The organism is Clostridium beijerinckii (assembly GCF_018223745.1).
GTDB classification, from domain to species: domain Bacteria; phylum Bacillota; class Clostridia; order Clostridiales; family Clostridiaceae; genus Clostridium; species Clostridium beijerinckii.
This window is the reverse complement of sequence record NZ_CP073653.1, coordinates 4100396-4127002: the sequence shown is the minus strand read 5'-3', so window position 1 is coordinate 4127002 and position 26607 is coordinate 4100396. Positions and strand designations below refer to the sequence as shown.

The 26607-nt window shown below is 29.1% G+C and carries 24 protein-coding genes and 1 riboswitch; of the genes, 18 read left to right on the top strand and 6 right to left on the bottom strand.

Annotated elements, in window-relative coordinates; translation table 11 throughout:
• The first annotated feature begins 163 nt into the window (after positions 1-163).
• The 7 genes from KEC93_RS18725 (at position 164) to KEC93_RS18695 (ending at position 7828) form a co-directional block, all read left to right on the top strand.
• Entirely contained in the window at positions 164-991 is an 828-nt protein-coding gene (locus tag KEC93_RS18725) for an energy-coupling factor ABC transporter ATP-binding protein (RefSeq protein ID WP_077868780.1), read from the top strand.
• Positions 992-1225: 234 nt separating this feature from the next.
• Positions 1226-1978, top strand: a complete 753-nt coding sequence (locus KEC93_RS18720) for an energy-coupling factor ABC transporter permease (protein ID WP_023974590.1) — start codon at positions 1226-1228, stop codon at positions 1976-1978.
• Positions 1978-2295, top strand: coding sequence for a cobalt ECF transporter S component CbiN (locus KEC93_RS18715; protein ID WP_012059874.1), 318 nt, complete (start codon positions 1978-1980; stop codon positions 2293-2295). Before KEC93_RS18720 ends, KEC93_RS18715 begins: the two co-directional genes overlap by 1 nt.
• Positions 2296-2785: 490 nt before the next feature.
• Positions 2786-3901 (top strand): SLC13 family permease, encoded by a 1116-nt coding sequence (locus KEC93_RS18710; protein WP_077868781.1) that lies wholly within the window; start codon positions 2786-2788, stop codon positions 3899-3901.
• Between the two features lie 612 nt (positions 3902-4513).
• Positions 4514-5611: a GGDEF domain-containing protein gene (locus KEC93_RS18705; RefSeq protein WP_077868782.1), complete on the top strand. Its 1098-nt coding sequence runs from the start codon at positions 4514-4516 to the stop codon at positions 5609-5611.
• Between the two features lie 357 nt (positions 5612-5968).
• Positions 5969-6937: a DUF2087 domain-containing protein gene (locus KEC93_RS18700; protein WP_077868783.1), complete on the top strand. Its 969-nt coding sequence runs from the start codon at positions 5969-5971 to the stop codon at positions 6935-6937.
• Between the two features lie 420 nt (positions 6938-7357).
• Positions 7358-7828, top strand: coding sequence for a GNAT family N-acetyltransferase (locus tag KEC93_RS18695; RefSeq protein WP_039773781.1), 471 nt, complete (start codon positions 7358-7360; stop codon positions 7826-7828).
• 863 nt (positions 7829-8691) lie between these two features.
• On the opposite strand, the gene KEC93_RS18690 is transcribed toward KEC93_RS18695, so the two are convergent.
• Genes KEC93_RS18690 through KEC93_RS18680 form a run of 3 tightly spaced genes read right to left on the bottom strand, consistent with a single transcriptional unit; the run spans position 8692 to position 11399 of the window.
• Positions 8692-9447 carry an ABC transporter ATP-binding protein gene (locus KEC93_RS18690; protein WP_077868784.1) on the bottom strand — a complete coding sequence of 252 codons (756 nt, stop codon included), beginning with the start codon at positions 9445-9447 and terminating at the stop codon, positions 8692-8694.
• Positions 9448-9469: 22 nt separating this feature from the next.
• Positions 9470-10492, bottom strand: coding sequence for a FecCD family ABC transporter permease (locus KEC93_RS18685; protein WP_077868785.1), 1023 nt, complete (start codon positions 10490-10492; stop codon positions 9470-9472).
• The gene (locus KEC93_RS18680) at positions 10485-11399 is read right to left on the bottom strand and encodes an ABC transporter substrate-binding protein (RefSeq protein WP_077868786.1); all 915 of its coding nucleotides are present in this window, start codon (positions 11397-11399) and stop codon (positions 10485-10487) included. Before KEC93_RS18680 ends, KEC93_RS18685 begins: the two co-directional genes overlap by 8 nt.
• 330 nt (positions 11400-11729) lie before the next feature.
• Positions 11730-11946: riboswitch (cobalamin riboswitch) on the bottom strand.
• 781 nt (positions 11947-12727) lie between these two features.
• Between KEC93_RS18680 and KEC93_RS18675 the strand changes: the two genes are divergently transcribed.
• Positions 12728-13774 carry an FAD:protein FMN transferase gene (locus tag KEC93_RS18675; RefSeq protein ID WP_077868787.1) on the top strand — a complete coding sequence of 349 codons (1047 nt, stop codon included), beginning with the start codon at positions 12728-12730 and terminating at the stop codon, positions 13772-13774.
• A gap of 73 nt (positions 13775-13847) precedes the next feature.
• Entirely contained in the window at positions 13848-15089 is a 1242-nt protein-coding gene (locus tag KEC93_RS18670; RefSeq protein WP_238892878.1) for a DUF445 domain-containing protein, read from the top strand.
• Positions 15090-15395: 306 nt separating this feature from the next.
• Here KEC93_RS18670 and KEC93_RS18665 read toward each other — a convergent pair whose 3' ends face one another.
• Positions 15396-16841, bottom strand: coding sequence for a serine hydrolase (locus tag KEC93_RS18665; protein ID WP_077868788.1), 1446 nt, complete (start codon positions 16839-16841; stop codon positions 15396-15398).
• 26 nt (positions 16842-16867) lie between these two features.
• Positions 16868-17416: a MarR family winged helix-turn-helix transcriptional regulator gene (locus tag KEC93_RS18660; RefSeq protein ID WP_077868789.1), complete on the bottom strand. Its 549-nt coding sequence runs from the start codon at positions 17414-17416 to the stop codon at positions 16868-16870.
• A gap of 188 nt (positions 17417-17604) precedes the next feature.
• Between KEC93_RS18660 and KEC93_RS18655 the strand changes: the two genes are divergently transcribed.
• Entirely contained in the window at positions 17605-18000 is a 396-nt protein-coding gene (locus KEC93_RS18655; protein WP_168982553.1) for a methyltransferase family protein, read from the top strand.
• 93 nt (positions 18001-18093) lie between these two features.
• Here the strand turns inward: KEC93_RS18655 and KEC93_RS18650 are convergent, their stop codons facing one another.
• The gene (locus KEC93_RS18650; protein ID WP_077840974.1) at positions 18094-18516 is read right to left on the bottom strand and encodes a DUF3842 family protein; all 423 of its coding nucleotides are present in this window, start codon (positions 18514-18516) and stop codon (positions 18094-18096) included.
• 343 nt (positions 18517-18859) lie between these two features.
• On the opposite strand from KEC93_RS18650, the gene hypB reads away from it, so the two are divergent.
• The 8 genes from hypB (at position 18860) to KEC93_RS18610 (ending at position 26586) form a co-directional block, all read left to right on the top strand.
• Entirely contained in the window at positions 18860-19519 is a 660-nt protein-coding gene (hypB, locus tag KEC93_RS18645) for a hydrogenase nickel incorporation protein HypB (protein WP_077868791.1), read from the top strand.
• Between the two features lie 323 nt (positions 19520-19842).
• The gene (cbiM, locus tag KEC93_RS18640) at positions 19843-20832 is read left to right on the top strand and encodes a cobalt transporter CbiM (protein ID WP_077856777.1); all 990 of its coding nucleotides are present in this window, start codon (positions 19843-19845) and stop codon (positions 20830-20832) included.
• 167 nt (positions 20833-20999) lie between these two features.
• Positions 21000-21794 carry an energy-coupling factor transporter transmembrane component T gene (locus KEC93_RS18635; RefSeq protein ID WP_077856776.1) on the top strand — a complete coding sequence of 265 codons (795 nt, stop codon included), beginning with the start codon at positions 21000-21002 and terminating at the stop codon, positions 21792-21794.
• Positions 21795-21798: 4 nt separating this feature from the next.
• Entirely contained in the window at positions 21799-22527 is a 729-nt protein-coding gene (locus tag KEC93_RS18630; protein ID WP_077868792.1) for an energy-coupling factor ABC transporter ATP-binding protein, read from the top strand.
• A gap of 699 nt (positions 22528-23226) precedes the next feature.
• Positions 23227-24327 (top strand): ABC transporter permease, encoded by a 1101-nt coding sequence (locus KEC93_RS18625; protein WP_077868793.1) that lies wholly within the window; start codon positions 23227-23229, stop codon positions 24325-24327.
• 5 nt (positions 24328-24332) lie between these two features.
• Complete coding sequence (locus tag KEC93_RS18620) at positions 24333-25556, top strand: FtsX-like permease family protein (protein ID WP_077868794.1); 1224 nt, start codon at positions 24333-24335, stop codon at positions 25554-25556.
• Positions 25553-26230 carry an ABC transporter ATP-binding protein gene (locus KEC93_RS18615; protein ID WP_077868795.1) on the top strand — a complete coding sequence of 226 codons (678 nt, stop codon included), beginning with the start codon at positions 25553-25555 and terminating at the stop codon, positions 26228-26230. Before KEC93_RS18620 ends, KEC93_RS18615 begins: the two co-directional genes overlap by 4 nt.
• Positions 26231-26244: 14 nt before the next feature.
• Entirely contained in the window at positions 26245-26586 is a 342-nt protein-coding gene (locus KEC93_RS18610; RefSeq protein ID WP_077868796.1) for a hypothetical protein, read from the top strand.
• Positions 26587-26607 lie beyond the last annotated feature (21 nt).

The window sequence follows — 26607 nt, the reverse complement described above, 5'->3', positions numbered from 1 at the left end:
ATTTTTTTTTAGAAAAGGTAGCTATGCTACACATAAGATCATTTATCTAGAAAGCGTAGATATGTTTTATATAAGAACATTTTGTTAGAAAGATAGGTTATGCTGCATACAAGAAGATTTTTAAATTTGCTATGTATCTTCATGTGCTTAGAAAGGAACGATTATGAGAAAATTAATATTAAAAATTGAAGATCTCCATTATGCTTACGGAAATGGAAAGTCTGCATTAAATGGGGTAAATGTAGATATTTATGAAGGTGAGAAAATAGCTGTCATTGGTTCTAACGGCTCAGGAAAATCCACATTCTTCTTAAATGTAGATGGGGTACTTACCCCAGAACAAGGAAAAATCATCTATAGAGATACTGTTATAAATAAAAAGAATTTAACGGAACTTAGAAAAAATATAGGAATAGTGTTTCAAGATGCTGATAATCAAATTATTGCATCTACAGTTAGAGCAGAAGTTGGATTTGGACCTATGAATTTGAAACTTCCAAAAGATGAAGTATTAAAACGGATGGATGAAGCACTAGAATATATGAATATTTCTCATTTAAAGGATCGTCCACCTCATTATTTAAGTGGTGGTGAAAAGAAGCGTGTAAGTATTGCTGACATTATTGCAATGAAGTCAGAAATTATAATTTTTGATGAACCAACAGCAGCTCTAGATCCATTAAATGCAATGATGTTAGAAGACGTTTTATTGAAACTTGGGACAGAAGGAAAGACAATGTTAATATCTACGCATGATGTGGATTTTACATATAGATGGGCTGAAAGAGTTCTTGTTTTTAATGAGGGGAAAATCATTGCAGATGGGTCGCCTATAGAGATTTTTACAAACATGGAAATTTTAAAACAAGCAAATTTGAAACAACCAACGTTGTTAGAGGTCTATGAATCGCTTATAGAAAAAGATATTTTTAAGGACATAAAGGCCTATCCTAAAAGCATAAAAGAGTTTAAAGAAATGCTTCAAAAATAGAAATTTCCACACATATATATAAAGCATCTATGCTGCAAATAAGATCATTTCACATATATATAAAGCAGCTATGCACTTACAAAAAGATCAGCTATGCTGCAATACGGAACTTTCCTGCAAATAAGATCATTTCACTTATAAAAAAAGTAGCCATATTACAAATAGGAATTTATATTATTTTATTATTTAGACTTTAATATTATAAATATTAAAGTTTTATTGAGGGGGAGAAAAATGAATAAGAAAGAAAAGAGAATTGTCGCTCTAGCGGCAGCATTTGCTTTGATTTTTGGAGTAGCTCCAGCAGCAAATGCAATGCACATTATGGAAGGTTATCTTCCACCACAATTTTGCATTATATGGGGTGTTATTTGCATTCCATTCATAGCCATAGGCTATTTATCAATTAAGAAGACATTGGCTGAAAATCGTAGAGCAATTACCATTTTGGCTATGGCTGGAGCATTTGTTTTTGTACTTTCATCTTTAAAGATACCATCAGTAACAGGAAGCTGTTCACACATGACTGGTACTGGACTTGGTGCAATATTATTTGGGCCAAGCGCTGTTAGTATCTTAGGAATCATTGTACTTGTTTTCCAGGCAATACTGCTTGCTCATGGGGGAATCACTACTCTGGGTGCTAATACATTTTCTATGGCTATTGCAGGGCCATTTGTTTCCTATGGAATATATAGATTATGTAAGGCTTTAAAAGTTAATAAATATGTAGGCATTTTCTTGGCTGCATCAATTGGAGATTTATTCACTTATTGTGTAACAAGTATCCAGCTTGCACTTGCATATCCATCTGAAAACGGCGGATTTATTGTATCGGCAGCTAAATTCCTTGCAGTATTTGCACCAACTCAAGTTCCGCTTGCAGTTATAGAAGGTATTTTGACAGTTGTTATTATAATTGGCCTTGAAACATATGCAAAATCTGAATTAACAGGCCTTGGATTAGTGAAGGGAGGAGAAAATTAATGTCAAAGACTAAGAAAACAGTTATAATTCTGCTAATTATTGCGGCATTAATTGCTGTTATTCCATTATTCACATTAAGAGGAGCTGAATTTGGTGGTTCTGACGATGCTGGAAGTAAAGTAGTTTCTGAAATTACAGGTACTGAGTACAAGCCGTGGTTTAAGCCAGTTATGGAAACTTGGATTGGTGGAGAATTGCCAGGAGAGGTGGAGAGCCTGCTTTTCTGCGTGCAGACAGGTATTGGAGTTGGCGTAATTGCATTCCTAATGGGAAGGTTTGTAGAGAGACACAAAATAGAAAAAGATAAGAAAAAGTAATATTTCTTTTATCCATTATGAGATATTCTGTGGAGTATATTGGTGTCCTTATTTCTTAATTATAGGTTGGATAAAATAATTAGAAACATAAAATATAAAAATACCTAAGTAAGAGCTGATAAACAATACATAGTCAGCTCTTTTATTAATTTATTTGATGCCTAGCTATTATGACATTAGAGATAGAAGCTTTTATATGAAAGATTTAGCGTAGTAAATAATAAATACTCTTTTAAAATCGTGTAATGTGATATTTGTAAAATATGCTATAATACTAAAGTATGTTCGCTGGGATTAATATACAGGGGTAAGAAGAAATACTTAACTTGTTACTAGTACAAACGGACAAGCTTTTTCATGCAATTATGCACTTATGGGGGGTATTGGAATGGATGTCGTCAGCATGTGAATAAAAGTGAGTGTTTAGTTGTAATTTGCTTAAGATTAACAAGATTATAGTTAATCTAGAAATAAGTGTCGGGAGGAATTTATGAATATAAAACAGCTTTGGAATAAAGCTATATCAATTTTAAAAACAGAAATAGTTTTTACTATATCATTATTTTTGGCACTAGGTACGTCTCTGATTTCTATGCCCAAAATAGATTATATAAATTTTGAGGTACTAATATTAATGTTTAATCTTATGATAGTAATAATTGCATTTGAAAAGTTAAAATTATTAGATAAGATAGCAGTTGAAATATTAATAAAACATAAAAAACTTAGAATGGTTTCATTAATATTAACATCTCTATGTTTTTTTTCTTCAATGTTTATAACAAATGATGTGGCTTTAATAACTTTTGTACCGCTTACTATGATTATTGCTCAAAAAGCGAAGTTTAACCCAATGAAAATAATAATTTTAGAAACTTTAGCTGTGAATATTGGTAGTAGTCTTACTCCAATGGGAAATCCACAGAACTTATATTTATTTTCTTTTTTTGATGTTGGAATGTTAGATTTTTTTAGGGATACAATATTTTTTGTGATAATTGGTGCAATATGGTTATTTGTTCTCAATCGCAGGATCTCAAATGTAAATTTGGAATATGATTTAGATAAAATAGAAATTAAAGATAAAAAAAGCGCAATTATTTATTTTAGTTTGTTTATTTTTATATTACTTTCAGTTTTCAATATAGTTGATTATAGAGTTGCTTTTATAATAACTTTAATTATTAGTTTTGTTATAGAAAAAAAGCTCTTTAAGGAAGTAGACTATTTTTTATTACTTACTTTTGTGTGCTTTTTCATAGCGATAGGAAATTTATCTAATATGACAACTATAGATGAATTAATGAAGAAAGCATTAACAAATAGTACAAGTGTATACTTTTATTCGATATTTTTTAGTCAGTTAATTAGTAATCTTCCTTGTGCAATTTTGCTATCAAAATTCACAAATTCTTGGAAAGAGATATTAGTCGGTGTAAACATCGGAGGTATGGGAACAATTATTGCCTCGCTTGCAAGCTTAATATCGTATAAATTTTATGCTAAAGAATATGATGGGAAAAAATATATGTTTAAATTTACCACATATAATTTTGCCAGCCTTATAATATTCACATTAATATTTTATATATTTTTGGTAATTTGATAAATCATAAATAAGATATTTAAAGAAGTATATAATAGAAAAGTTTTGTATTACTTATAATTTCAGTAACCTTTAATATAGGTATCCAATTTAAAATTATATTTATGTGTGATAAAACCGAAATTAGATACAAATTTGTTCCAGCGGACTAGTGAAATTTTCGATGGATAGTTCTAAGTGAAAGGTTGAACCCAAAGCGCTAGCATCAAAGAGCAAGCTTTGAACTAGCACATTTGGAACAACTTATAGCCAAAGAATCACATCCATCAAAATTACCAATGAAACATTCCACAAAAGTATATTACTCATTTCTAGTTAGAAGATATTTCATAGTCTAAGTATAGTTTATGATTGTGTTATCTATATATAAACAATTTAAGAATTAGACTTATTAGATGAACATATTTACAAAGTTGCTAAAACTTTAAGTTCATATCTTCACTAGAAATCATAAATATATTTTCATAGCTTTTCGGAATCAAAATATTTATGATTTCGGTAAGTTATCACATAAATGTAGTTTTAAAGTTTGATATCTATAATGGGGGATTTGGGAAATGTTAAATTTGTTTGATAAGCAAGTATAAATTTATGAAAAAGGGGTTATAAATTATGGTTCTTGAGTTTTTTCAAAATGCATGTATTTTAATAGCGTTTATGAGTATTGCTCAGCATCTTCTTAGAAATAAAAGAATTTTTGAAGATATGTCATTGAAAAGTAAGTTTTTATGGGGACTTTATAGCGGGATATTAGGTGTGATACTGATGATAAACAGTGTACATATTACAACAGATACTTTTATTGATTTTAGGTACATACCAATTTTATTTTCTGCTATTTATAGTGGATTTTTCTCTTCAATTATTTCTTCCATTTTGATAGCTATTTTTAGATCTTTAATTTTGGGAGTGTCTGATATATCACTAATTGGATCAGCAATTGCTTTAGCTATGGGGATCGGATTTGGAATTATTTCTTTATTAAAGATATCAAAAAAACGTAAATATATTTATTCTATGATCTTCTTTGTTATAGCATCAGTTATTTCATCATTTACAGTACCTCAAAATATTACATTTGATTTTAAAACAGTGAGTTTATACTTTTCTGGATATTTAATAGTATCGTATATTTCAATTAAATACGCGGACTACATATTTGAAACAGTTAGAATTTATCAAAAGTTAAGAAATGAGGCAACAAAAGATTATTTGACTGGCTTGAATAATGTAAGGCAATTTGACAACAGTTTCAACAATATTTCTCAGAGGGCTGTACGAAAAGAAGAAGATCTATCTATGTTGTTTATAGATATTGATTTTTTTAAGAAAATAAATGATACTTATGGCCATAATGCAGGGGATACTATTTTAAAGAGTTTAGCCTTAATTCTTCTTGATACATGCAGGACTTATGATATTGTATCTAGAATGGGAGGGGAAGAGTTTTCTGTAATATTATTAGATTGTTCAGACTCTGAAGCTGTTAAGATTGCGGAAAGACTAAGGGAGAAGATTGAAGAAAATGATTTTTATATTTCAGACAATAATTTTATAAAAATTACAATTTCAATCGGAATAGCATCGTATCCTAATACGACAACTCAAATTGATAATTTGCTTGAAATGGCTGACACAGCATTATATCAAGCAAAAAATACTGGAAGAAACAAAGTGGTTTTATTTAACAATGACGAACATAAAATATAAAAAATACCTAAGGAAGAGCTGATAAATAATACATAGTCAGCTCTTTTTTTATTTGATGTTCAGTCACTACAACGCTAACGCTAAAAACCTCTTTATGTAAAATTCATCATATCTCTCTTTATGAACTTCTATGCATTTGAAATTTAATAATAACAATAAATCCTTTAAATATATAATTTTTAATATAGTAGTGCTGACTATGAGTTAGCTTGATGTATTAACCTATAGAATAGTCTTTGAAAGTTGGTTAATGAGATATTTATAAGATATTTTATTAAACAATTTTAAACAGTAAAATTGACATACATATATTAAAATGATAAAATGTCTATTAAATTGATAGACAAGGAGAATAAAATGAAAGAGCTTATTCGTGATGCAACTATTGACGATTTTAAAAGGGGTTACATATGGGATAGCAAAAAAGCAGAATTTATTTGTTTGATATGTGGGAAATATACAGGCAAAAATAGTAATGACATGAGCATTCATACAGCAGAGCATGGGAGCCCTATGGACAGAATACTGATGCTTGATAAGAAATATACCGGACTTACTGAAATTCAGAAAGAGCTTTTGGAAATGGTGTCAAACAAGTATAGTAATAAAGAAATTGGGATTAAGCTTGGATGTGCAGAATCAACAGTAAGAAATATGAGATTTGCACTAAGAGAAAGGGCTAGACAAGCAAGAGCTTTTTTAGCAGCCATAGAGTTAGTTGACGATGGGAATAGTAAAATAGCTAATCCAAAACTTAGAAGTTTTCCGGCTAAAGAGGAGAAAAGAAAAGTATTATTACCAAGGTTTGCTAATTTGTTTGAACCCAATAAAGAGTATACGGAAGCTGAAGTAAAGAAAATTATTAAGCCTATTTACGAGGATGATGCAATAATACGAAGATACTTAGTAGACTATGGATACTTGGGAAGAAATGATGATGGAAGTAAATATTATAAGAAATGTGAGGAAGTTATTATGGATAAAATGAATAAAAAAGAGATAATAAATAATTATAAGCAACAAGAAATAGAAATGGGAATAATTCAAATCTATAATACAGTTAATGGATATTCTTTCGTAGATATATGTACAAATTTATATAAACCCTTTGAATCAATCAAATTTCAGCTAAACTTGGGGAGAGCTAAATCTAAAAAATTAAAGGAAGATTGGGCGGCTTATGGGGAAAGTGCCTTCGAGTTTAAAGTTGTTGAAAAGCTCGAATCTAATGAAGGTGCTACAGATAAGGAAAGGGTTGAAGATCTAAAAGAGCTTTTAAATTTGTGGATTGAAAACCAAGGAGATAATTTTAAATTATATAAATAAGCTAATTTGTGACGTTATAAATTAAGACAATAGATTATAGACTATGAAATTTCATTATGCAAGAGATTTAGATTTGTGATTTTTAGCTACTTAATATCACTAAATCATGTATGAGTTTAATAATTACTTGAAATGAAATAAAGAGTAACATGTCATAACGGGGATATGAATGTTACTCTTTGACTTATATTTATAGGGGGAAAAATTTATGAAAAAAAGTTTTTATTATCTTTATAATATTATTATAATAGCCCAATGTGTCAGGATGGTGGCAAATTTAAATTACAATATGTAGATTTAACTAAGTAATTATAAAAAGCTTATTTGAAAATACAATAATGTAATATTAGAAAATATATTATAATTTACAGTATAAGTTTCATATAGGACAAAATAAGAAAAAAATTAGGAGAATAGTATATGAGTGAAAGAATAGGTATGATTTGCAAACTTGCACCACAAGAACTAAAAGGAATTTATACATTTGATAAGATAGATTCCGATGATATAGATGGATTATCAGTTTCTATGTTAGACGCATTTAAAGATACAGTAGACTTCAATGGTGAAACAATAGAAGAGTTAAATAAGGAGATTTGTAGTATTGTTGAAAGTACTTTCGGAACATTTATTCCCGATGCTTCATTTCAAATTAAACAAAATGGAGAAATTGCGGCTGTAGTTCTTATTAGTTTATTTAAAGGGAAACCATTTGTTTCAGAATTATTTACAGTTAAGAAATATTTGAAACAGGGGATGGCAAGTAATCTTTTGAAAAATAGTATAAATGTATTAATGAATTTAGGATACGATGATTTAATTTTATATGTGCACCCTGAAAATGCAGCTGCTGTAAATCTTTATAAAAAAATTGGATTTATAGAATTATAATTTTATAACCATATTGCATTGGTTTTAAAACATATTGTAATGAGTTCGGTTGAAAGCGGATAGATTGTTTCATTATAAGGTATTCGTTAAGTATGGTGATAAAAGCCATACCACCAGAAACGTTCCGAATCTTATACGGAACACTTGAAGTAGCTTTAAATCCTCAATACTAATATTTAGCATAAAAATGCCCCAATAAAGGGGCGTATACATGTGTAAGTTAATATTTATTTGATATATATCTATACTATGTACAATATATTTTAAAAAATGCAAAATTAAAGTATCGCATATTTCTATATTATATGGATCGAAAATTGAGTACTGGTTTAATTATAGATTTTCAATTTAAGAATTCAATTTATTAGATTAATATAGTTACAACGTTGCTAAAATTTTAAGTTCATATCTTCACTAGAAATCATAAATATATTTGTAACCACAAGGGTTATAATATGAAGAAAACATTTGAAAATGAGCTGTTAAAGGTTCTTAAGCAGAGAACCCAAATCTTTGATTTGGTGAGAATCGCTTACTCAGTGAACGAACGTGAGCCGAGTTTCCGCTAATGGTTGTTCCATTTTAGATTGTGAAGTGAGAGTCCAAAATTTTATTTTGGGTTCTCGAACTTCCTCAGCGAATGTAATGAGTCGAGCTTCCCTAGGAAAGTTGGAGCATGCTAAAGTGGCTACAACCTGCTGCTTAGAACCTTCAACGATATTTTCATAGCTTTTCGGAATCAAAATATTTATGATTTCGGTAAGTTATCACATAAATTTAGTTTTAAAGTTGGGTATCTATATATTCGCTCTAATTAGAGAATAAGAATTCAATCAATTCACTTCTTTTATCGATATATTATCTTATTGCCATTGCTTTAAAGCACTAATCATGAAATTTTTTACGTCTATATTATAAACATTTTTTAAGTTATCTTCTAGAAATACCTCTTTAGGTGTACCTTGGCTGACTATTTCGCCATGGCTTAGCAATATGATTTTCTTACCAAATAAATTAGATAAATTTAAATCATGTAATACAGCTATTACAATTTTATTATTTTCTTTTGCCCAAAGGTTTAAATATTCTAGGATCTCAATTTGATATTTTAAATCAAGATGATTTGTTGGTTCATCTAATAAAATAATTTCTGGATCTTGGGCAAAGGCTTTTGCTATGAAGACCCGTTGAAGCTGACCGCCAGATAATTCACTTATAAATGTATCTTTTAAATCTATCAGCCCAACACTTTTTATAGCTTTCATTACGGTTAAATTATCTTCCTTACTTAAAGAGGATAAAGCCCCTTTTAAATAAGCATATCTTCCTAAAGCAACAGTTTCGTAGACTGTGTAAGGAAAATAAACATTGTTACTTTGAGTCATAAGTGCAATGCGCTTTGCAAATTCCTTCACAGGTAAGTTTTTTATATCCTTTGAATCAAAGGTTAGTGTTCCTTTATATTCAATGAGTCTGCCTATAGCTTTTAAAAGCGTACTTTTTCCGCATCCATTTGGACCAACTATGCAAAGAATTTCTCCTCTTTTAGCTTTAAAGGTTATATTCTTTATGATATCTATTTTGTCATATCCACAAGAAAAATTCTTAAGTTCTAACAAAATCATCACCTACTTTGATTTATTATTTTCTTCCATGTGCCTTATTAAAATATATGTATGCAAAAAATGGAGCTCCAATCAGAGCAGTAATAGCACCAACTGGCAATTCTGATGGTATTATAATTATTCTTGCTACTAGATCAGTAATCACCATAAAACAGCCGCCTAAAATTACACAGACTGGAATTACATATTTATGCTTTGCTCCAATGATCCTTCTTACTAAGTGAGGAATTATTAAATCCACAAAACCAATAATTCCACTTAAGGCTACAGCAGAACCCGTTAATATAGCAGAGAAAATAAGAAGTCTAGTCTTTATTGTATTAACATCTACTCCAACTGATTTTGCTTGATCTTCACCAAAAGATAATATATCCATTTCAGTGCAGTAGCGCATAACACCAATTATTCCAACTATAAAGAAGGGAACTCCCATTTGTACATATGACCATCCCTTCATGGAAAAGGAACCCATCTCCCAAAGAGCTATGCTTTTTATATCTTCACTATATAAGGCTGTTACAGTTGTAAGTATTGCACTGCAAAATAAAGAAAAAACCATGCCAGATAAAATTATAGTTGAAGTTGACATACTGTTATCAACTTTGTAGGCAAATTTTATGATAATAAATACAGTCAAAAGCCCACATAAAAAGCCTGTTAAAGGAAGAGTAAGCCTGCCGAGCATAGGTATTGAAAAACCAGATATTATAAGAAATCCAACTCCAAGAGAAGCACCAGAAGATACTCCTAAGGTATATGGTGAAGCAAGTGGATTTCTAAGTAATGATTGAACCACAGCACCACTAACTGATAAGGAACTACCTACAAGAAAAGCTAAAAAAACTCTAGGCAATCTTAAATTCCAAATTATCGCCACATCATTAGGGTTAATCTCTTTAAGTAGTGGAATTCCTAAAACTTTATATCCAATTATCGATGCAATATGGATTAAGCTGGTATCAGAACTTCCAATAGAAGTCCCGATACATAAAATTAAAAATGTTAAGGGGATTAATAATATAATAATTTTCTTATACATTTGCATATTCCTCAGGATAAATAGCCTTTGCTATTTGTTTAAGTGCTTTCAGTATATTTTGTGATGGTCTGGAAGAGGGATTATTATCAATAGCAAAGACTTTATTGTTTTTAATTGCAGTAACCTCTTGGAAGCCTTCGCGAGTCTTTATATTATCGATAGCATTACTTGTAGGTTCATTTGTAAGTATTACATCAGGATTAGCTTTTACTACAGCTTCAGGACTTGGAGATATCCACGAATTTTCATTAGCAAAGATATTTTTGGCGCCTACAATTTCAATCATTTCATTTAAAAATGTATTATTACCAAAACTATATAAACCTGAAGTTGATCCTATTTCAAAATATACATTTTTCTTATCAGTAATAGTGTCTCCAATTTTCTTTATTGAACTTATTTCATCCTTTAAATTAGCTGTCATCTCATCACCTTTTTTCTCAGTGCCAGTGATTTTTGATATAAAGTCAATATCTTTATAAAGGTCTTCCATGCTTGAACTTGTAGGTATGTATACAACAGGAATTCCAGCTTCTTTAACAGCTGCAAAGGGGTCTTCACTCCCAGTTTTATTATGTCCTGAAGCTATTATTATGTCAGGCTTTAAACTCACAAGAGTTTCAGCATCTGGATTCTTAAAGTCAATCTTAGGTAAATCTTTATTGATACCATCCACATCTGACGAATATTTATCTATAGCTACTAGCTTATCTGAAAGTCCCAGCCCAACTAATATTTCGGTATTTGATGGGGCTGTAGATATTATAGTTTTTACTTTTTCAGGAAGCTTAAAGCTGTTACCTTCTCTATCTGTCATTGTTGCAGTCTTATTACCACAACCGAAAAGTGTACTCATAGCTAATATAACTATTAAAAAGAGTGATAAAAATTTATTTTTTAGTTTCATGATGCCCTCCTAAAATATATCGTATTTAAGGGTAACAAAAAAAGCATACCCATCGAGAGTATGCATAGAAGCATAATAAACATGCCTATAAAAATCAGAATAAAACTTAAAAGTCTTATTTTCATAAAACGCATGATTACTTAAGTCACATTCAAAAAATAACAAGTTCATTTACCAGCTTATTTTCAACTATCCTTCGGAAGTAGACTGACCTAATAGACCTGCTATGAGATCAATTTACTCTCTTATCTGGTGAAAAATATTCATGGTGGCGTTGTACTTGAAATTTATTTTCATGTGCCTAATATCCCACCCTCAGAGGATATTATCGGTGTATAAAACAAGGTATCCCGACTTAACTTCATCCTAATTTCAAGCCTTCCCAATTTCTCAGTGGCACTTTAGACACAATCAAAAAATAACAGATTGGACTTGTTAGTTTTTAATTGTGTCTTTGATTTCGTCAGTTTCACGGTTACTGGGGTAGTTGAAGAATTTCACTCCATTCCCTTATTACTTAAATGCAGACTATAGTTTGCATTTATTATAATTAAAGTATTTGACATAAAAAGATTATACTATTCATAGTAAGTTTTAGCAATAAACCACTTAAATAACTAAGGGGGACTAAGCCCTGAACTTATGCATATAACTCGCCGAAATAAGGATTATGCTGTTGTTCCAGTTTCTAAGGAATTATGATGGATGATCCCAAGATTACAAGTTGCACTCAAGATGCTAGCATCAAAGGCAAGCTTTGAACTAGCATACTTGAAACAACTTATAATCTAGGAATCAGAGCCATCAAATTCCTAATGAAACATTTCACAAAAGCATAATTCTTATTTCTAGTTGGGATATATTTCATAGTACAAATCTAACTTATAATTGGTTTATCTATATCGATAAACAAATCAAGAATTAGATTTATTAGATGAACATATTTACAAGTTTTCTAAAACTTTGAGTTCGTATCTTTACTAGAAATCATAAATATATTTGTGGAGAAAACATTTGAAAATGAGCTGTTAAAGGTTCTTAGCAGTAGGTTGTTCCCCTTTAGCTTGTCAAACTGAAAGTTGGAGCATGCTAAAGGGGATACAACCTGCCGCTTAGAACCTTCAGCGATATTTTCATAGCTTTTCGGAATCAAAATATTTATGATTTCGGTAAGTTACCACATAAATTTAGTTTTAGAGTTGATATCTATAAAATGCTAAATAAAAATATTACTTTATTGGAAAAAATTCTATAAAATCACTCTAAAATGATGTAAAATGTTTGATAGGTTAATAAATTTATTAAAATGAATTACGAGGGCGATTAAAGTGATTAAAAAAATATCTATGTTAATGACATGCATACTATGTATTCTTATTTTTTCAGGGTGTTCAAAGAATCAGGAGATTATTACTAAAACAGCATTGAAAATGGATACAGTTTTTCAGCTAAAAGCATATGGTCCAAAAGCTAATGAAGCTATAGAAGAATCTCTTTCAAGATTAGATGAGATTGAGCAAATGGCAAGTGTGACTATAGATAGCAGTGATATAAGTAAAATTAATCAAGCTTCAGGTAAAGAATATGTACAAGTACATCCTGAGATTGTTAAAATGCTTGAAACCGCAGTTAAGTATTCTAAATTGAGTAATGGTGTATTTGACATAACTGTAGGCCCACTTGTAAATCTTTGGGGAATAGGAACTGATAACGAAAGAATACCTACAGATGAAGAGATTAAATCAAAACTACCGCTAGTTGGATATAATGATATCAGTATAAATGAAGAGAATAATAGTATTAAGTTACTAAAAGAAGGTATGGCAATAGATTTAGGTGGAATAGCTAAAGGATTTGCTGCAGATGAAGTGTTAAAAATTTATAAAAAGTACGATATTAAAGGCGGTATCATAAGCCTTGGAGGTAGTTCTATATATACAGTTGGTCAAAAGCCAGATGGAACACCATGGAATGTTGGCGTTAAGCATCCTAGAAAAGACAGCGATCAAGATTATGTAGGTATAATTAATTTATCAGAACAAGCACTTTCTACTTCTGGGGATTATGAAAGATATTTTATAAAGGATGGTAAGAGGTATCATCATATATTAAACCCAAGCACAGGATATCCAACAGATAATGGTGTAATAAGTGTCACTATAGTTGTAGACAGCAGTATTCCTGATAGCAATATGCTTGCTGATATTTTAACCAAAACTGTTTTCATAGCAGGTGTAGATAATGGCCTGAAATTTATAGACAGTTTGCAAGGTGTTTCTTGCATGGCAATAACTTCTGATTATAATATTTATAAATCTTCAAATTGGAATATAAAATTAGATAAATTAGATCCAGACTTTAAATTTGCAAATTAATTTTTTTATTATGCCTCAGTCTAGTATAAATTTTACAATATGTTTACATACTGACAATATAGGAGGCTATAATATGAAAATGAAAACTAATCAAAGAGCCTTAATTTTATTAGTCATTATGTTTATAGGTTTTATAATTACTTTGTTTCCACAAAATACACCTATAATAACTATATTGCAAAGTGGATTTGAAGCTGGAGTGGTAGGTGGATTTTCAGATTGGTTTGCAGTAGTAGCACTTTTTCGGTATCCCTTAGGAATTCCAATTCCACATACTGCACTTCTGCCTAGGAATCGTAAAAGAATAACAGACGGTTTAGTATCAATAGTTGAAAACAACTTGCTCAATAAATCAAGTATTATAAATAAAGTACATGAATTAGAAGTAGTAAAAAAAATATTAAATATATGCAAAAAAATTATATGTTCTAAGCAAGGAATAGAAGCAGGAATGTATATTATTAAACGTGCTATAGAGCATATTCCTATAGAAAAAGTTTCTTCATCTTTGCTTAAACTAATTCAAAAATATTTGAATAAATTAGATTCTAAATACTTTCTTGAAAAATTAATTAGCATATTCTTAAGAAATAATTATGAAGAGAAAATTTTAGATAATTTACTTATTAAGCTTGAAGATATAGTAAAGCAAGAAAAAGTGAAAAATGAACTAGGAAATATAGTATTCAATTCTATAAATAAACTAAAGATAAGTGGAATAATGCAATATTCATTAAATACAATCTTAAATGTTTTAGGAAAAGATAAAGTAGGAAAAATAGCTCAAGATTTAGTCGTTGTAATATTAAAAGATTTAAAAAAACATGATAATACCAGTAGAATTACACTGCTTGAATTAATGCAGAGCAATATAAGAAACATAAGTAACAATGAAGAAGTTATACAAAAAATAGATGAGTATAAAATGAAATTAGGCAGTAATGTTGAACTAAATAACTTTACAATAAAAATATTAGATGAATTAAAAAATATAATATTGGGTTATGTTAAAGAAGATTACATAAGAAATAATATACTCCCAATGCTAAATAATTTAATTGACAGTATATCAGAAGATGTTAATTTGATAAATAAATTAGAGCAGCAGATACAGGAACGTGTATCAGGTTACATAAATTCCAATCATGAAAATATAGGCAGATTAGTTAGAGATAATATTGAAAGATTAGATACAGAAACTCTTATAAAATTGATTGAAGAGCGTGTAGGCGATGACTTGCAGTGGATAAGGATAAATGGTGCTATTTGTGGTTTTTGCGTTGGTCTAGTATTAGGGATAATTAGAGTTTTGTAAATATTAAAAACGCATGATCAGTATTTGTTAATCAATAATAGCATCTGTAGGTTGAAAATTTCACTGCTAAAAAATAGAGTTTCACAATGTTTTTTTAGTAGATTTTAGAGCAGATATTATTGCTGTAGAAGGCTGTAGAAGAATGTACTGAACTTATAAAAGAGAATTGCAAATAAAGAAGATCTATAAATGCAATTCTGTATTATTATATGTGTTGCAATGCACAATTCACAATTACAGCTAAAATTCTTACAATATTTTTAGAATTATGATGAAGAATTATTTTTGCAATATATATTATTATTATTATTTACATTTTATGAACAAAATTTCTTTTACAGTCTCCTCAAAAGGTATTGAAACACTTTTAATATTTCCTGTGCTATCATAATTAAAGGTCACATCAACCAAGTAATATTCCATTATTGTCATGGTAAAAATGTCATAGCATTTATGATTAAGCGTGTAGTCTATATTATTATAAATTAATTTTAAGCTATTATCTTTTACTTCGATTTGTAAAGAACCATATGCTGGATTTTCATATATGCCAGTATACTCTTCAAGGGAGTGAGATGGAGTTGAGTTATCTTTTTTGGAGTTTATTGTAGGTTTAGTAGCAGCTTCCATTGCTTTCATCATCTTTGCAGCTTCATCCTCTAGTTTTTCACAAAAATCACTATGGTCATATCCTAAAAGCTTGTCATATATATGGTATGCTATAGGCATTGCACAAACAGGATTATTTAAATTAGTAAGAATAACTACGCCAATATTCTCGTCTGGAAGAAAGCTTGTATAGGAGCAAAATCCATCTATATTTCCACCGTGGTTAACATGTTTTCTTCCTCTATAGGCTTCAACAAACCAACCTAAGGCATAAGATGAAAATTGTAATTCATCAAACTTTAAAGGGATTAGCTCACAAGGGAGTTGAGGTGAATGTAACTCACTTATAGTTCTTTCAGATATAATCTGTTTTCCGTTTACTTTACCTTTATTTAAATGAAGGCTAAGCCATTTTAACATATCAGTCAAACTTGAATTCATAGAACCAGCAGGAGCAACAGAATCTAGTTTTCTAAAGTCTATTTGATTAATTTCCTCGCCTTTTTGCGCATATGGCTTACTGTAATCAGAATACTCTTTTAAAGCTTCTACTGAGAAATTTGTGCTGTTCATACCAAGAGGCTCAAGAATTCTTAATTTCACGAATTCTTCCCAGGTCATTCCTGTAACTAGTTCAACAAGGTAGCCAGCTGTGGCATACATCAAATTATTATATTGCCATGTTTCTCTGAAATCTTTACTAAATTCTAAGTATTTAATTTTATCTACCAATTCTTTTCTGCTTAAAGAAGGATTTGTATACCATAAAATATCATGTCTAGGTAATCCAGAACGATGACAAAGCATGTCTCTTAATGTAAGATGTTCTTCAGCATATTTATTTTGCATTTCAAAACTAGGCATGTATTTTTTTATAGGAGTATCAAGATCTAGCTTACCTTCATCCACTAATATACCTATTGATAGTGAGGTAAAAGATTTACTTGCAGAACCTATAGCAAATAAAGTGTCTTTTGTTACATTTAAATTTTTGTTGACATCGCGCAGTCCTAACCCATTGCAATATATTATTTCATCATCTTTAATAATACCTACAGCCATTCCAGGAATTTTCCACTTATTCATATACTCAGATAAAAAGTCATTAAGATCTTGAGAGTTATTAGATAGAATATCATTCATAATATTGTACCGCCTTTATTTATTTTTTATTTTCCTTCATTTCTCGCTCTATCAAATTCATTTAATGCTCTCTTTTGTATTTCAAGTGTATCTTCACCCATGTCAAATTCAGCTTCTTCTTCAAAACCGTCTTGTTCTTCGCCATCAAATCTATATAATTTCTTTAATAACGTCCATAAGATTTCCATTTCTTCAATGGAAAAGCCTTTAGAAAGCATCCCAAAGAACTCCATCGATTTTTCGGCACCTATCATCATGGCATCTGTTCCAGCTTTAGTAATCTTTACATTAACTGCACGTTTATCATATTGGCTTGGCACAGTAAGGACATATCCTTTGTTCTCTAAATTAGTAATCAATTGTTTTACACTCTGTTTTGTTGTACCTAATTTTTTAGCAATATTATTTAGAGTTGTTTCATTTTCAGGTAAATGAATAATAGCAACCATTGCCATAAGCTGTCTGCTAGTTAAAGGCTCACAATATTCATCGCCTTTAATTTGAATTTTATTAGTAAGAGAAAACAGAGTTGCGTATATTTGTTGTATCAAAAAAAGCGCTTTATAGTTATCCATAAAATATCTCCTCCTTAGTTGGACAATATACTGTCTAAAGTTACAATAGCATATTATTCCAATATAGTCAATATACTGTCTATTTGTTTTCAGTCATACTTCATTATAAACAGAAAGGACTTGAATAAGAAAAAAGGAATAGGGGATATTGCTTAGTACTAGTAATTGGTACTATAACTATAATATTTTTGAATCTTTTTTGTAGAAAAAGTTATTTAATGATATTACCTGAAATAATGTTTTGGATAGGCTGTGCAGTTATCATTGTTGGAATTATATTGAGGTTGTATTCAGTATTGACACTTGAAAGATCTTTCACCGTATCAGTGCAAGTGGATTTAGACCAAAAAATAATTCAAACAGGTCCATATAGATACATTAGGCACCCTGCATATAGCGGAAGTATACTATCTTTAATTGGAATAGCATTAGCTCTCAGAAGCATAATTGTAACTATAACAATTATTGCTGTCATTTATAGATATAGAATTAAGATTGAAGAAAAGATATTAGAAAATAACTTCAGGACACATTATAAAGAGTATAAGAAGAATACTAAAAGGATTATTCCATTTATTTGGTGAAAATATAGTTTAATGATATAAAAGCAAGAATATATTTATTGGATATTAATTATAGGCGTGTTAATAAATTAATCTTAATCTATTAATACTAGATTAGAATTTTTCTATATTATTTTTTATATCAAGTACAATTTCTTCAATTATATCTTTAATTTGTAGATTTCTAGTTCCAGGAATATAAATGCCATGTTTTTGTAATGGGAGTATATATTTAGTACAATCCATATTAAATATTGCATTGGAAATCATAGTAGTAATTTCTCCGTTTATACCTCCACTACAGATTATTCCGATTGGTCCTATTATACCGTCTATTTTAGTTGTCTTGCAAAATGAACTGATCGCCCTTTCACCGCTTATACCAACATTTGCACCAGCTTGTACCATCTTTGAGGTAGCAAATGAGTTGGTACCAAGTGCAATAATATAAACATCATTATCTATTTCTTTACGAATCCTCTTTATGATGTTTTGACCAAGGCCTGCCCCTTGTGCATCTATTACTGCAATTTTCATATTAATGATCATTCCTTTCGCTATGATTAAGAGATATAATTTAATAAAAGTAGTTAATGTATAAATAAACTAGTGCTAAACTATAAATAAGATTTTTATTTATAGTTTATGATATTATTCTATACCTTTGAGTTAACTACAAGTCAAGTGCTTTTTAATAATATTAAGTGATTGGTGGTCACATATTTCATAAAAATACTATATAATTTTAAATTGACTGAAATTAATCTGTGATTTTGTTCTTAACATATATTATTATAGAATAAAGAGAAGAGATTTTATATTATTATTGGAAGCACAAAATAACAAAGTTATTAAAAAATTGCAGATATGAGGTGAATGGATGAAAATTAAAGTTGTAAAACAGCTGCTAGAATTAAACAAAAATTTCAACAATGATATTAAAGAAATTTTAAGAAGAAAAAATGTATATTTAGTAAATGTGATGGGTTCACCAGGGACAGGCAAAACAAGTTTGATTATAGAGCTAATAAAACAATTAAAGGATAAATTTAATATTGCTGTAGTTGAAGGCGATATTGCGGGACAAGTAGATGCTGAAAAAATTGATTCACTTGGAATTTCTGTCATTCAGCTTAATACAGAAGGAGAGTGCCATATAGAATCAAAAGCAATTTATAATATCTTAGGATACTTTGATTTAGATGAAATTGATTTGATTTTTATTGAGAATATTGGTAATCTTGTCTGTCCTGCTGAGTTTGAACTTGGTGAAGATTTTAAAATTGCTGTTTTAAGTATTCCAGAAGGGGATGATAAGGTTGAAAAATATCCATTACTATTTTCTAAAGCTGATGCAGTTGTATTAAGTAAGTATGATATGATGGAATACTTTGACTTTGATGACAATAAAGTAGAAGAAAATGTTAAAGAATTAAATCCATTGGCAGTCACCTTTAGAATATCATCAAGAACTGGACAAGGATTAAATTCATTTGTTACATATATTGAAGAAAAAATAAAAACAAGAATTCAAGGGTAATTTAATATTTACAATTTTGGAATTGTATAGTATCATAAAATTGTATACTACGAGGGTATACAGTTTTCATACAATATATATTGCAAAAATAATTCTTCAGCATAATTTTAAAAATATTAAAAGAATTTTAGCTGTAGTTGTAAAATGTGCATTGTGAATTGCAACATATATAAATTAATAGATTAATTTGGATTATTAATAACCACGAAGGTTGATTGCTTTATTTGTAATCAGTTTTTGTGGTTTTGTTTTTATTAAAAATTGGGCATATTGAGGAAATAACAAGTGTAATTATCTTCACATGCTTTAAAGGAGGAATTAAAATGCATATTCCAGACAATTATCTAAGTCCAGCTACCTGTGCAGTTATGGGTGCGGCAATGATTCCAGTTTGGACAAGAGCTGTAACAAAAGTAAAAAAAGAGGTAACTAAAAAGAAATTGCCGCTTATGGGAGTGGGGGCATCACTATCATTTTTAACAATGATGTTCAATGTTCCGTTACCAGGTGGAACCACTGGACATGCTGTAGGAGGAACATTAATTGCTATTCTTTTAGGCCCTGAGGCGGCATGTATTTCAGTGACGATAGCACTTTTGATTCAAGCATTACTATTTGGTGATGGAGGTATTTTAGCCTTTGGAGCCAACTGCTTTAATATGGCATTCGTCATACCATTTGTAGGCTATTATATTTATAAGTTTTTAAAAGAGAAATTTAAGACAGAGAAAGGAGAATATATTGGGACATTTATTGCATCGTATATTGGAATAAATTTGGCCGCTTTATGTGCAGCAATAGAATTCGGAGTACAGCCATTACTTTTTAAAGATGCAGCAGGTATACCGCTATATTGTCCTTATCCTTTATCAATTACTATACCTTCAATGCTTATTCCACATCTTGTAGTTGCAGGAGTATTAGAAGGAATTATAACTGTTGGCGTATTAAGCTTTATAAAAAAAGTTTCACCAGGAATTATTTATGAGGGAGCTACTACAAAATCAAAGCCTGTATATGGATTAATAATAGCGCTAATATGCCTCTCACCATTAGGGTTATTAGCTACAGGTACAGCTTGGGGAGAATGGGGAACTGATGAAATAAGTTCTGTAGTAACAGGTGGTAATACGTTAGGATTTATACCTAAAGGCATGGAAAATGGATTTAGCTTTAATGCCTTAATGCCAGATTATTCCGTTTCAGGGCTTCCAGATAATTTTGGATATATTTTATCTGCAGTTGCAGGTGTTGCAATACTATTGTTAGTATTTAGAATAATAGCAAGTATGAAAAAGACAACAAAAGTATAAAGTGAAACTTGATTCAGGTGAGGTGATTTAAATCTGAATCTTAGTTTAACTTATATGTGCTCCATCAATTCAGCAATATGTAGTGAAACAAAAGTGAGAGTCCAAATTTTATATTTGGGTTCTCTTTTAAATGTGCCTAATATACGTTATAAGAAAGGAAGTTATTAATGCCAGAATGGCTTTTAAAGAAAGACAATTATACACCGCTAAAAGACAAGAATTCTTTTATAGATAAGAGCATTCTGTCAATATTTAATGTGCTTGCTATGTTTAGGCAGCAAACTAAAATAAGAAACTCTAAATTTGGAATTAACCCATTAACTAAATTAATATCAACGCTCATACTAATTATTTTTGTTTCCTTAAGCAGAAATTTTCACTTTATTGTGATTACAACTGTGTTTATGCTTGTGCTAATAAATCTTTTAAGTATAAAAGAAATAAAATATGTTGTCAAAGCAAGTATGGCGGCGGCAATTTTTACGTTTATTATTTTGTTACCAGCTATTTTTTTAGGGTATAGTAATAATACTTTAATGATCACATTAAAAGTATTAGTTTCAGTTGCTTCTGTCAGTATATTAACTTGCACTACCCAATGGAATGAATTAATAATTACTTTAAAAATATTTAGAATACCAGATATATTTATTTTGGTACTTGATATTACTATAAAATATATTATAATTTTAGGCGAATTTTCATTAAATATGGTTTATGCTCTTAAATTAAGATCAGTAGGTAAAAACAATCATAAAAGCACTGCACTTTCCGGAGTCGTAGGAACTATGTTTATAAAGTCTAAAGAGATGGCAGAAGAGATGTATGGAGCAATGGAATCTAGAGGATTTACAGGAACATATAAAGTATATACGAAATTTAAATTTAAGCTAGTTGATTATGTTTGTTTTATTCTTACCATAATTTTTGTGTTAACATATTTTTATTTTGATAGGTTGTGATTTAATGATTGATATAAAAGATGCGAATTATTCATATGATGCTGAAGTTACCGCACTAAAAAATGTAAACCTACATATTGATGCAGGTGAAGCCATTGCTTTAATAGGTGTAAATGGAAGTGGGAAGTCTACATTAATGAAATTAATTAATGGATTAATAATTGCTGATAGTGGAAGCTATTTATTTGAAGGTGAAGAAATTAATAATAAAAAAATGCAAAATGAAGAGTTCTCAAAGGCTTTTCATAAAAAAGTAGGTTTTGTTTTTCAAAATTCAGATGTACAGCTATTTTGTTCAAATGTATATGATGAAATCGCATTTGGGCCAAGACAGATGGGGATGGATGAAGAAGAAGTTAGAAAAAGGGTAGAAGACACTTTAAAATTATTGAAAATTGAAGAATTAAGAGATAGACAGCCATATCATTTGAGCGGTGGAGAAAAGAAAAAAGTTTCTATAGCTACCGTAGTAGTTTTAAATCCAGACGTTTATATATTTGATGAACCAATGAATGGACTTGATCCTAAAACTAAGAGATTTTTAAAAGAATTCATGATAGCTATAAATAATGCAGGAAAAACTATTTTATGTTCTACCCATGACTTTGAATATGTGAAAGGGGTATTTAAAAGAGCAATTGTTTTTTCAAGTAATCATGCAATTATTAGAGATGGTAATTATGAGGAGATAATGAACGATAGTGACTTTCTATATGACAATAACATTATATAATGTTTAAGCTATACTGAAAATAATAATATGAAGAAAGAACAATACAAGTTAAGAAAAGCAATATTATTATATGGAATAAAAATTGCAACTAATCTTATCAAATTAGAGGAAGGGTTAACATCTCTTTAAAGTCATTTTTCAAATTAATTATGTCATTAAATTAAATAACATTATTGAATATTAGCTCATGAAAGATTCATAAAAGTAAAAAAGCGGTAGTTAGAAATGAGAAATCCAACTACCGTTTATTTTTGTATGTACAATTTATTCTATATTAATTTCTGTTACTTTATCATTTGTAGGTAAGGTAAATGATAAAACTTGTTGGATGGATTCGAATGCCCAAATTGAAGTAGAAGTACATTTGTCTAGAGGCAATAGAAATATAGAATAAGAAAAAATAAATCTTAGCAATAATGTTATATATGTTAAAATAGATATATGTAAAACATTAGACGTAAATACAATTTCAGGTAGTGATAATCATGTCTATGCTAGAGGGGCCGCAAGAACTCCACGATGCTAGGAAAGTGGACATACACTGCCTCATCACAAAACGTATGGAAGATGAGTTATATCTCAAACTCATAGGTTTAGAAAAAAGCGTATTTACGTGAAGGTAGGCTAGTTTAAAATCAAAATTTAGATAAGAATATTAGTAAAGATCAGTGCGTTACTAATATTCATGTGGAGTAATATATGAATAAATATACTAAGATAGAGCTATTTTTAATAATTGGTTTTTTAGTGTCAACTTTTGCATTTAGTTTAACAGTAAGTATTGTATATTCAAATTATAATAGAGTTACAGAACAAAACCGATTTAATAAAGATTATAAGTATCTAAAAATAGATATAGTACATGAGACTAAATATGTTGATGGAGCTGAAGTTGTAAATAAAGATGAGGATAAAGAAAATCCAAGCTTATCAGAAATAGTAGATGCTGTTCAAGAGGCAGGATATAAGAAAATTATTTTAAAGCCATTTGAAGATCAAATACAAGTTGATAATAAGTTTTATATTAATGATATATGGCCTTGCTCTAATGGGATTGACATAGAAAGTAGAAATTTAATTAAAGGAAGATACTTAAGTCAAGAAGAGTTAATGAGTGATGAAAAAGTTGCTATTATAGGTTTTGGTTTAGAAAGATTAGTTGAAGAGAAAAATGGAGAACGTTATATAAAAATATTTAATGAGGATTATAAAGTTGTTGGGGTTCTTGGAAATACTGAAGTATTTAAATATAGCAGTATAATTCCTATAAGATCTCTATATTTTATAAACACTAAGGTTCCTAATGTTATTTTTTATGAGAATAATATAGGTAATATAGACATCAAAGAAATTAACTTGAAAAATATTAATGCTTCTGAAAAAGAGATTTCGAGAATTTCGGTTATAGAGTATTTATTCAAAAATGTTTACGAACTTAAAAATAGTTTATATCAAATAATACTTGGTATAGCAAATTTACTTTTATTTTCATATTTCTTTGCTAAAAATATACGTGAAAAAGTTGCGATTATGAAAGTATTGGGAGCTAAAAATTCTCATGTATTTAAAGAGGTTTTTGCAAAATTCATAAGAATATCTTCGATTGGAATTATTGCTGGACTAGCTTTATCAAAAATTACAATAGATTTTATGATGAAGTCTTTCCCATCTCAATATTCAGCTGTTAACATTCCAAATATTATATTAAGTTCAATGCTAATATTTATAATATCTATAATTGTATCTATACTAGTGTTGTTTAATGTAATTAGATTTAAAATAATGAAAGAAATAAGGTAAGTAGTATGAAAAGCAAATTTATCTTTTTTGATATAAAAAGAAACTTGATAGTTAATGTATTGATTATATTGGAAGTAGCTTTATGGATATTTTATGCTGCGTCTTTGGTTTCTTTAATTAACTTTGATAGGTCATATAGAAATAGGTATAATAGATCAATTTCCATAGATAATTCTAAGTTCATGACATTTTATAAAATGATCCTTAAAGAAAATAAAGATATTGAAGATTATAAAAATGATATAAAGGAAAGTCTTAAGTTGATATCAAAAAATAATTATACTTATGGTTTTATTCAAAGGGATTTGTATACGGATATTCCAACTGATGTTTTGGGATTAAATTCCAAAGACTTAGAATCAGATTTTACAAAAAAAGATGAAATGGATGAGTTAATACATCCAATTGGATTTAATTATGGAATGATAGAGCATTATCAAAATAATATAGTTCAACAAATTTCAAAAGAAGAATGGATTAGAAGTGAGGACTATATATCGGTAATTGTAGGAAATGACTTGGCCAAAAAGGTTAAGGTTGGTACTAGCTATGTAGTTAATAATATAACTTATAAAATTGTAGGGCAATTTAAGAAGGATGTATTAGCATTTGATTATACAAATAGTGTAGATAGCTCATTTTTATTAAATAAGTCATTTGTTATTCCACTAAGTGAGGAAACATTCTTTCAAAATTTTGGATATCAACCTATAACAATATTTTTCAATGGTGACAAAGAAAATAATTCAACTGAATTAGAATCAAATATAAGAAAAATTTCGGATGACATAGTTATTTCAGATTTTGGTGATGATTTAGACAAATTCTTAGAAGAAATAAAATCAAAAAAGTATTATGAAATATTTAGAATAATTATAATTACTATTATTGCATCTGCATCAATAATTACTACAATTAATTATAAAATAGCCGAAGATGTAGATAGGATTGGAATTCTTTATTCTTTTGGAATTAGTAAAAAAGATATATTTAAAACATTTTCTTCTGAATTTCTTATAAATATACTTGTTGGAATTATAGGAGGAAGCTTATTTTATTTAGAGAACTGTGGAAGTGTTTATGAATTTTTTATTAATGAAAACTTATTATTCAATTTATATATTTCCATGGGGATATTATTATTAACAATTATTTTAATTATGCTAATAAGCTTTAATGAAATAAACAAGTTGACTCCGAAAGATATGATGGGAGGATTTACAGAATGAGTATATTAGATTTAAGAAATATATATAAAACCTATGGAAAAGGTGATAACGAAGTTATAGCTGTAGATGGAATAAGCATAAAGGTGGATAAAGGTGACATTATAGCTATTATGGGGCCTTCTGGTTGTGGTAAAAGCACATTGCTTAATATATTAGGATGTATAGATACCCCAAGCCAAGGTGAATATTATATTGACGATTTTCAAGTAGACTTTAAGAAGCTTAATCAGTTATCTAAAATCAGAAATGAAAAGATTTCGTTTATATTTCAAAATTTTGCATTGATAAAAGATCTTAGTGTACTAGAAAATGTAATGCTTCCTCTTAAATTCAGGGGGATTGCGCGAAAAGAAAGAGTAAATAAAGCAATAAAGTATTTAAATGAATTAGATATATTTAATTTAAAAAATAAAAGTATTAGGCAATTATCAGGAGGGCAGCAGCAAAGAGTTGCCATTGCTAGAGCACTTACTCAAGAAAGCGAAATTATACTAGCTGATGAGCCAACAGGTGCATTAGATCAAGAAAATAGCATTAAAATCATGAAAATATTGCAAGAATTAAACCAAAAACATAATAAGACAATATTAGTTGTTACACATGATAATCTTGTTGCAAGGTTTTGCAATAAAACTTTAAAAATGAAAGATGGAAAATGGGATAGTATTAAATAAAGGAGTTATAATTTATGAAAAAAGTACTTTCAACTATATTACCGAGTGTATTAACATTTTTGTTTATATTCATAGACTCTCATTTTCCATATAGTAAGTGGATTTTAATTGGAATTTATATTTTATTTCCAATAATGTTTATCATTCAGACTATTATTTCTTTCAAATCAATAAATAATATGTTGATTGGATTTTTGTTATTATCATTATCAATAATACTACCTATTAATCAATGGTATAAAATGGGCAGCATAATTCCAGCTATAGTAGTTTATTTAATATTGTCTTTAATAACATATTTACTGATAGTAGTTATGGATATTATTAAAAAAAATAAGAAAAGAACTAGAAATTAACGATGGTGTTTTTGTAGAAAC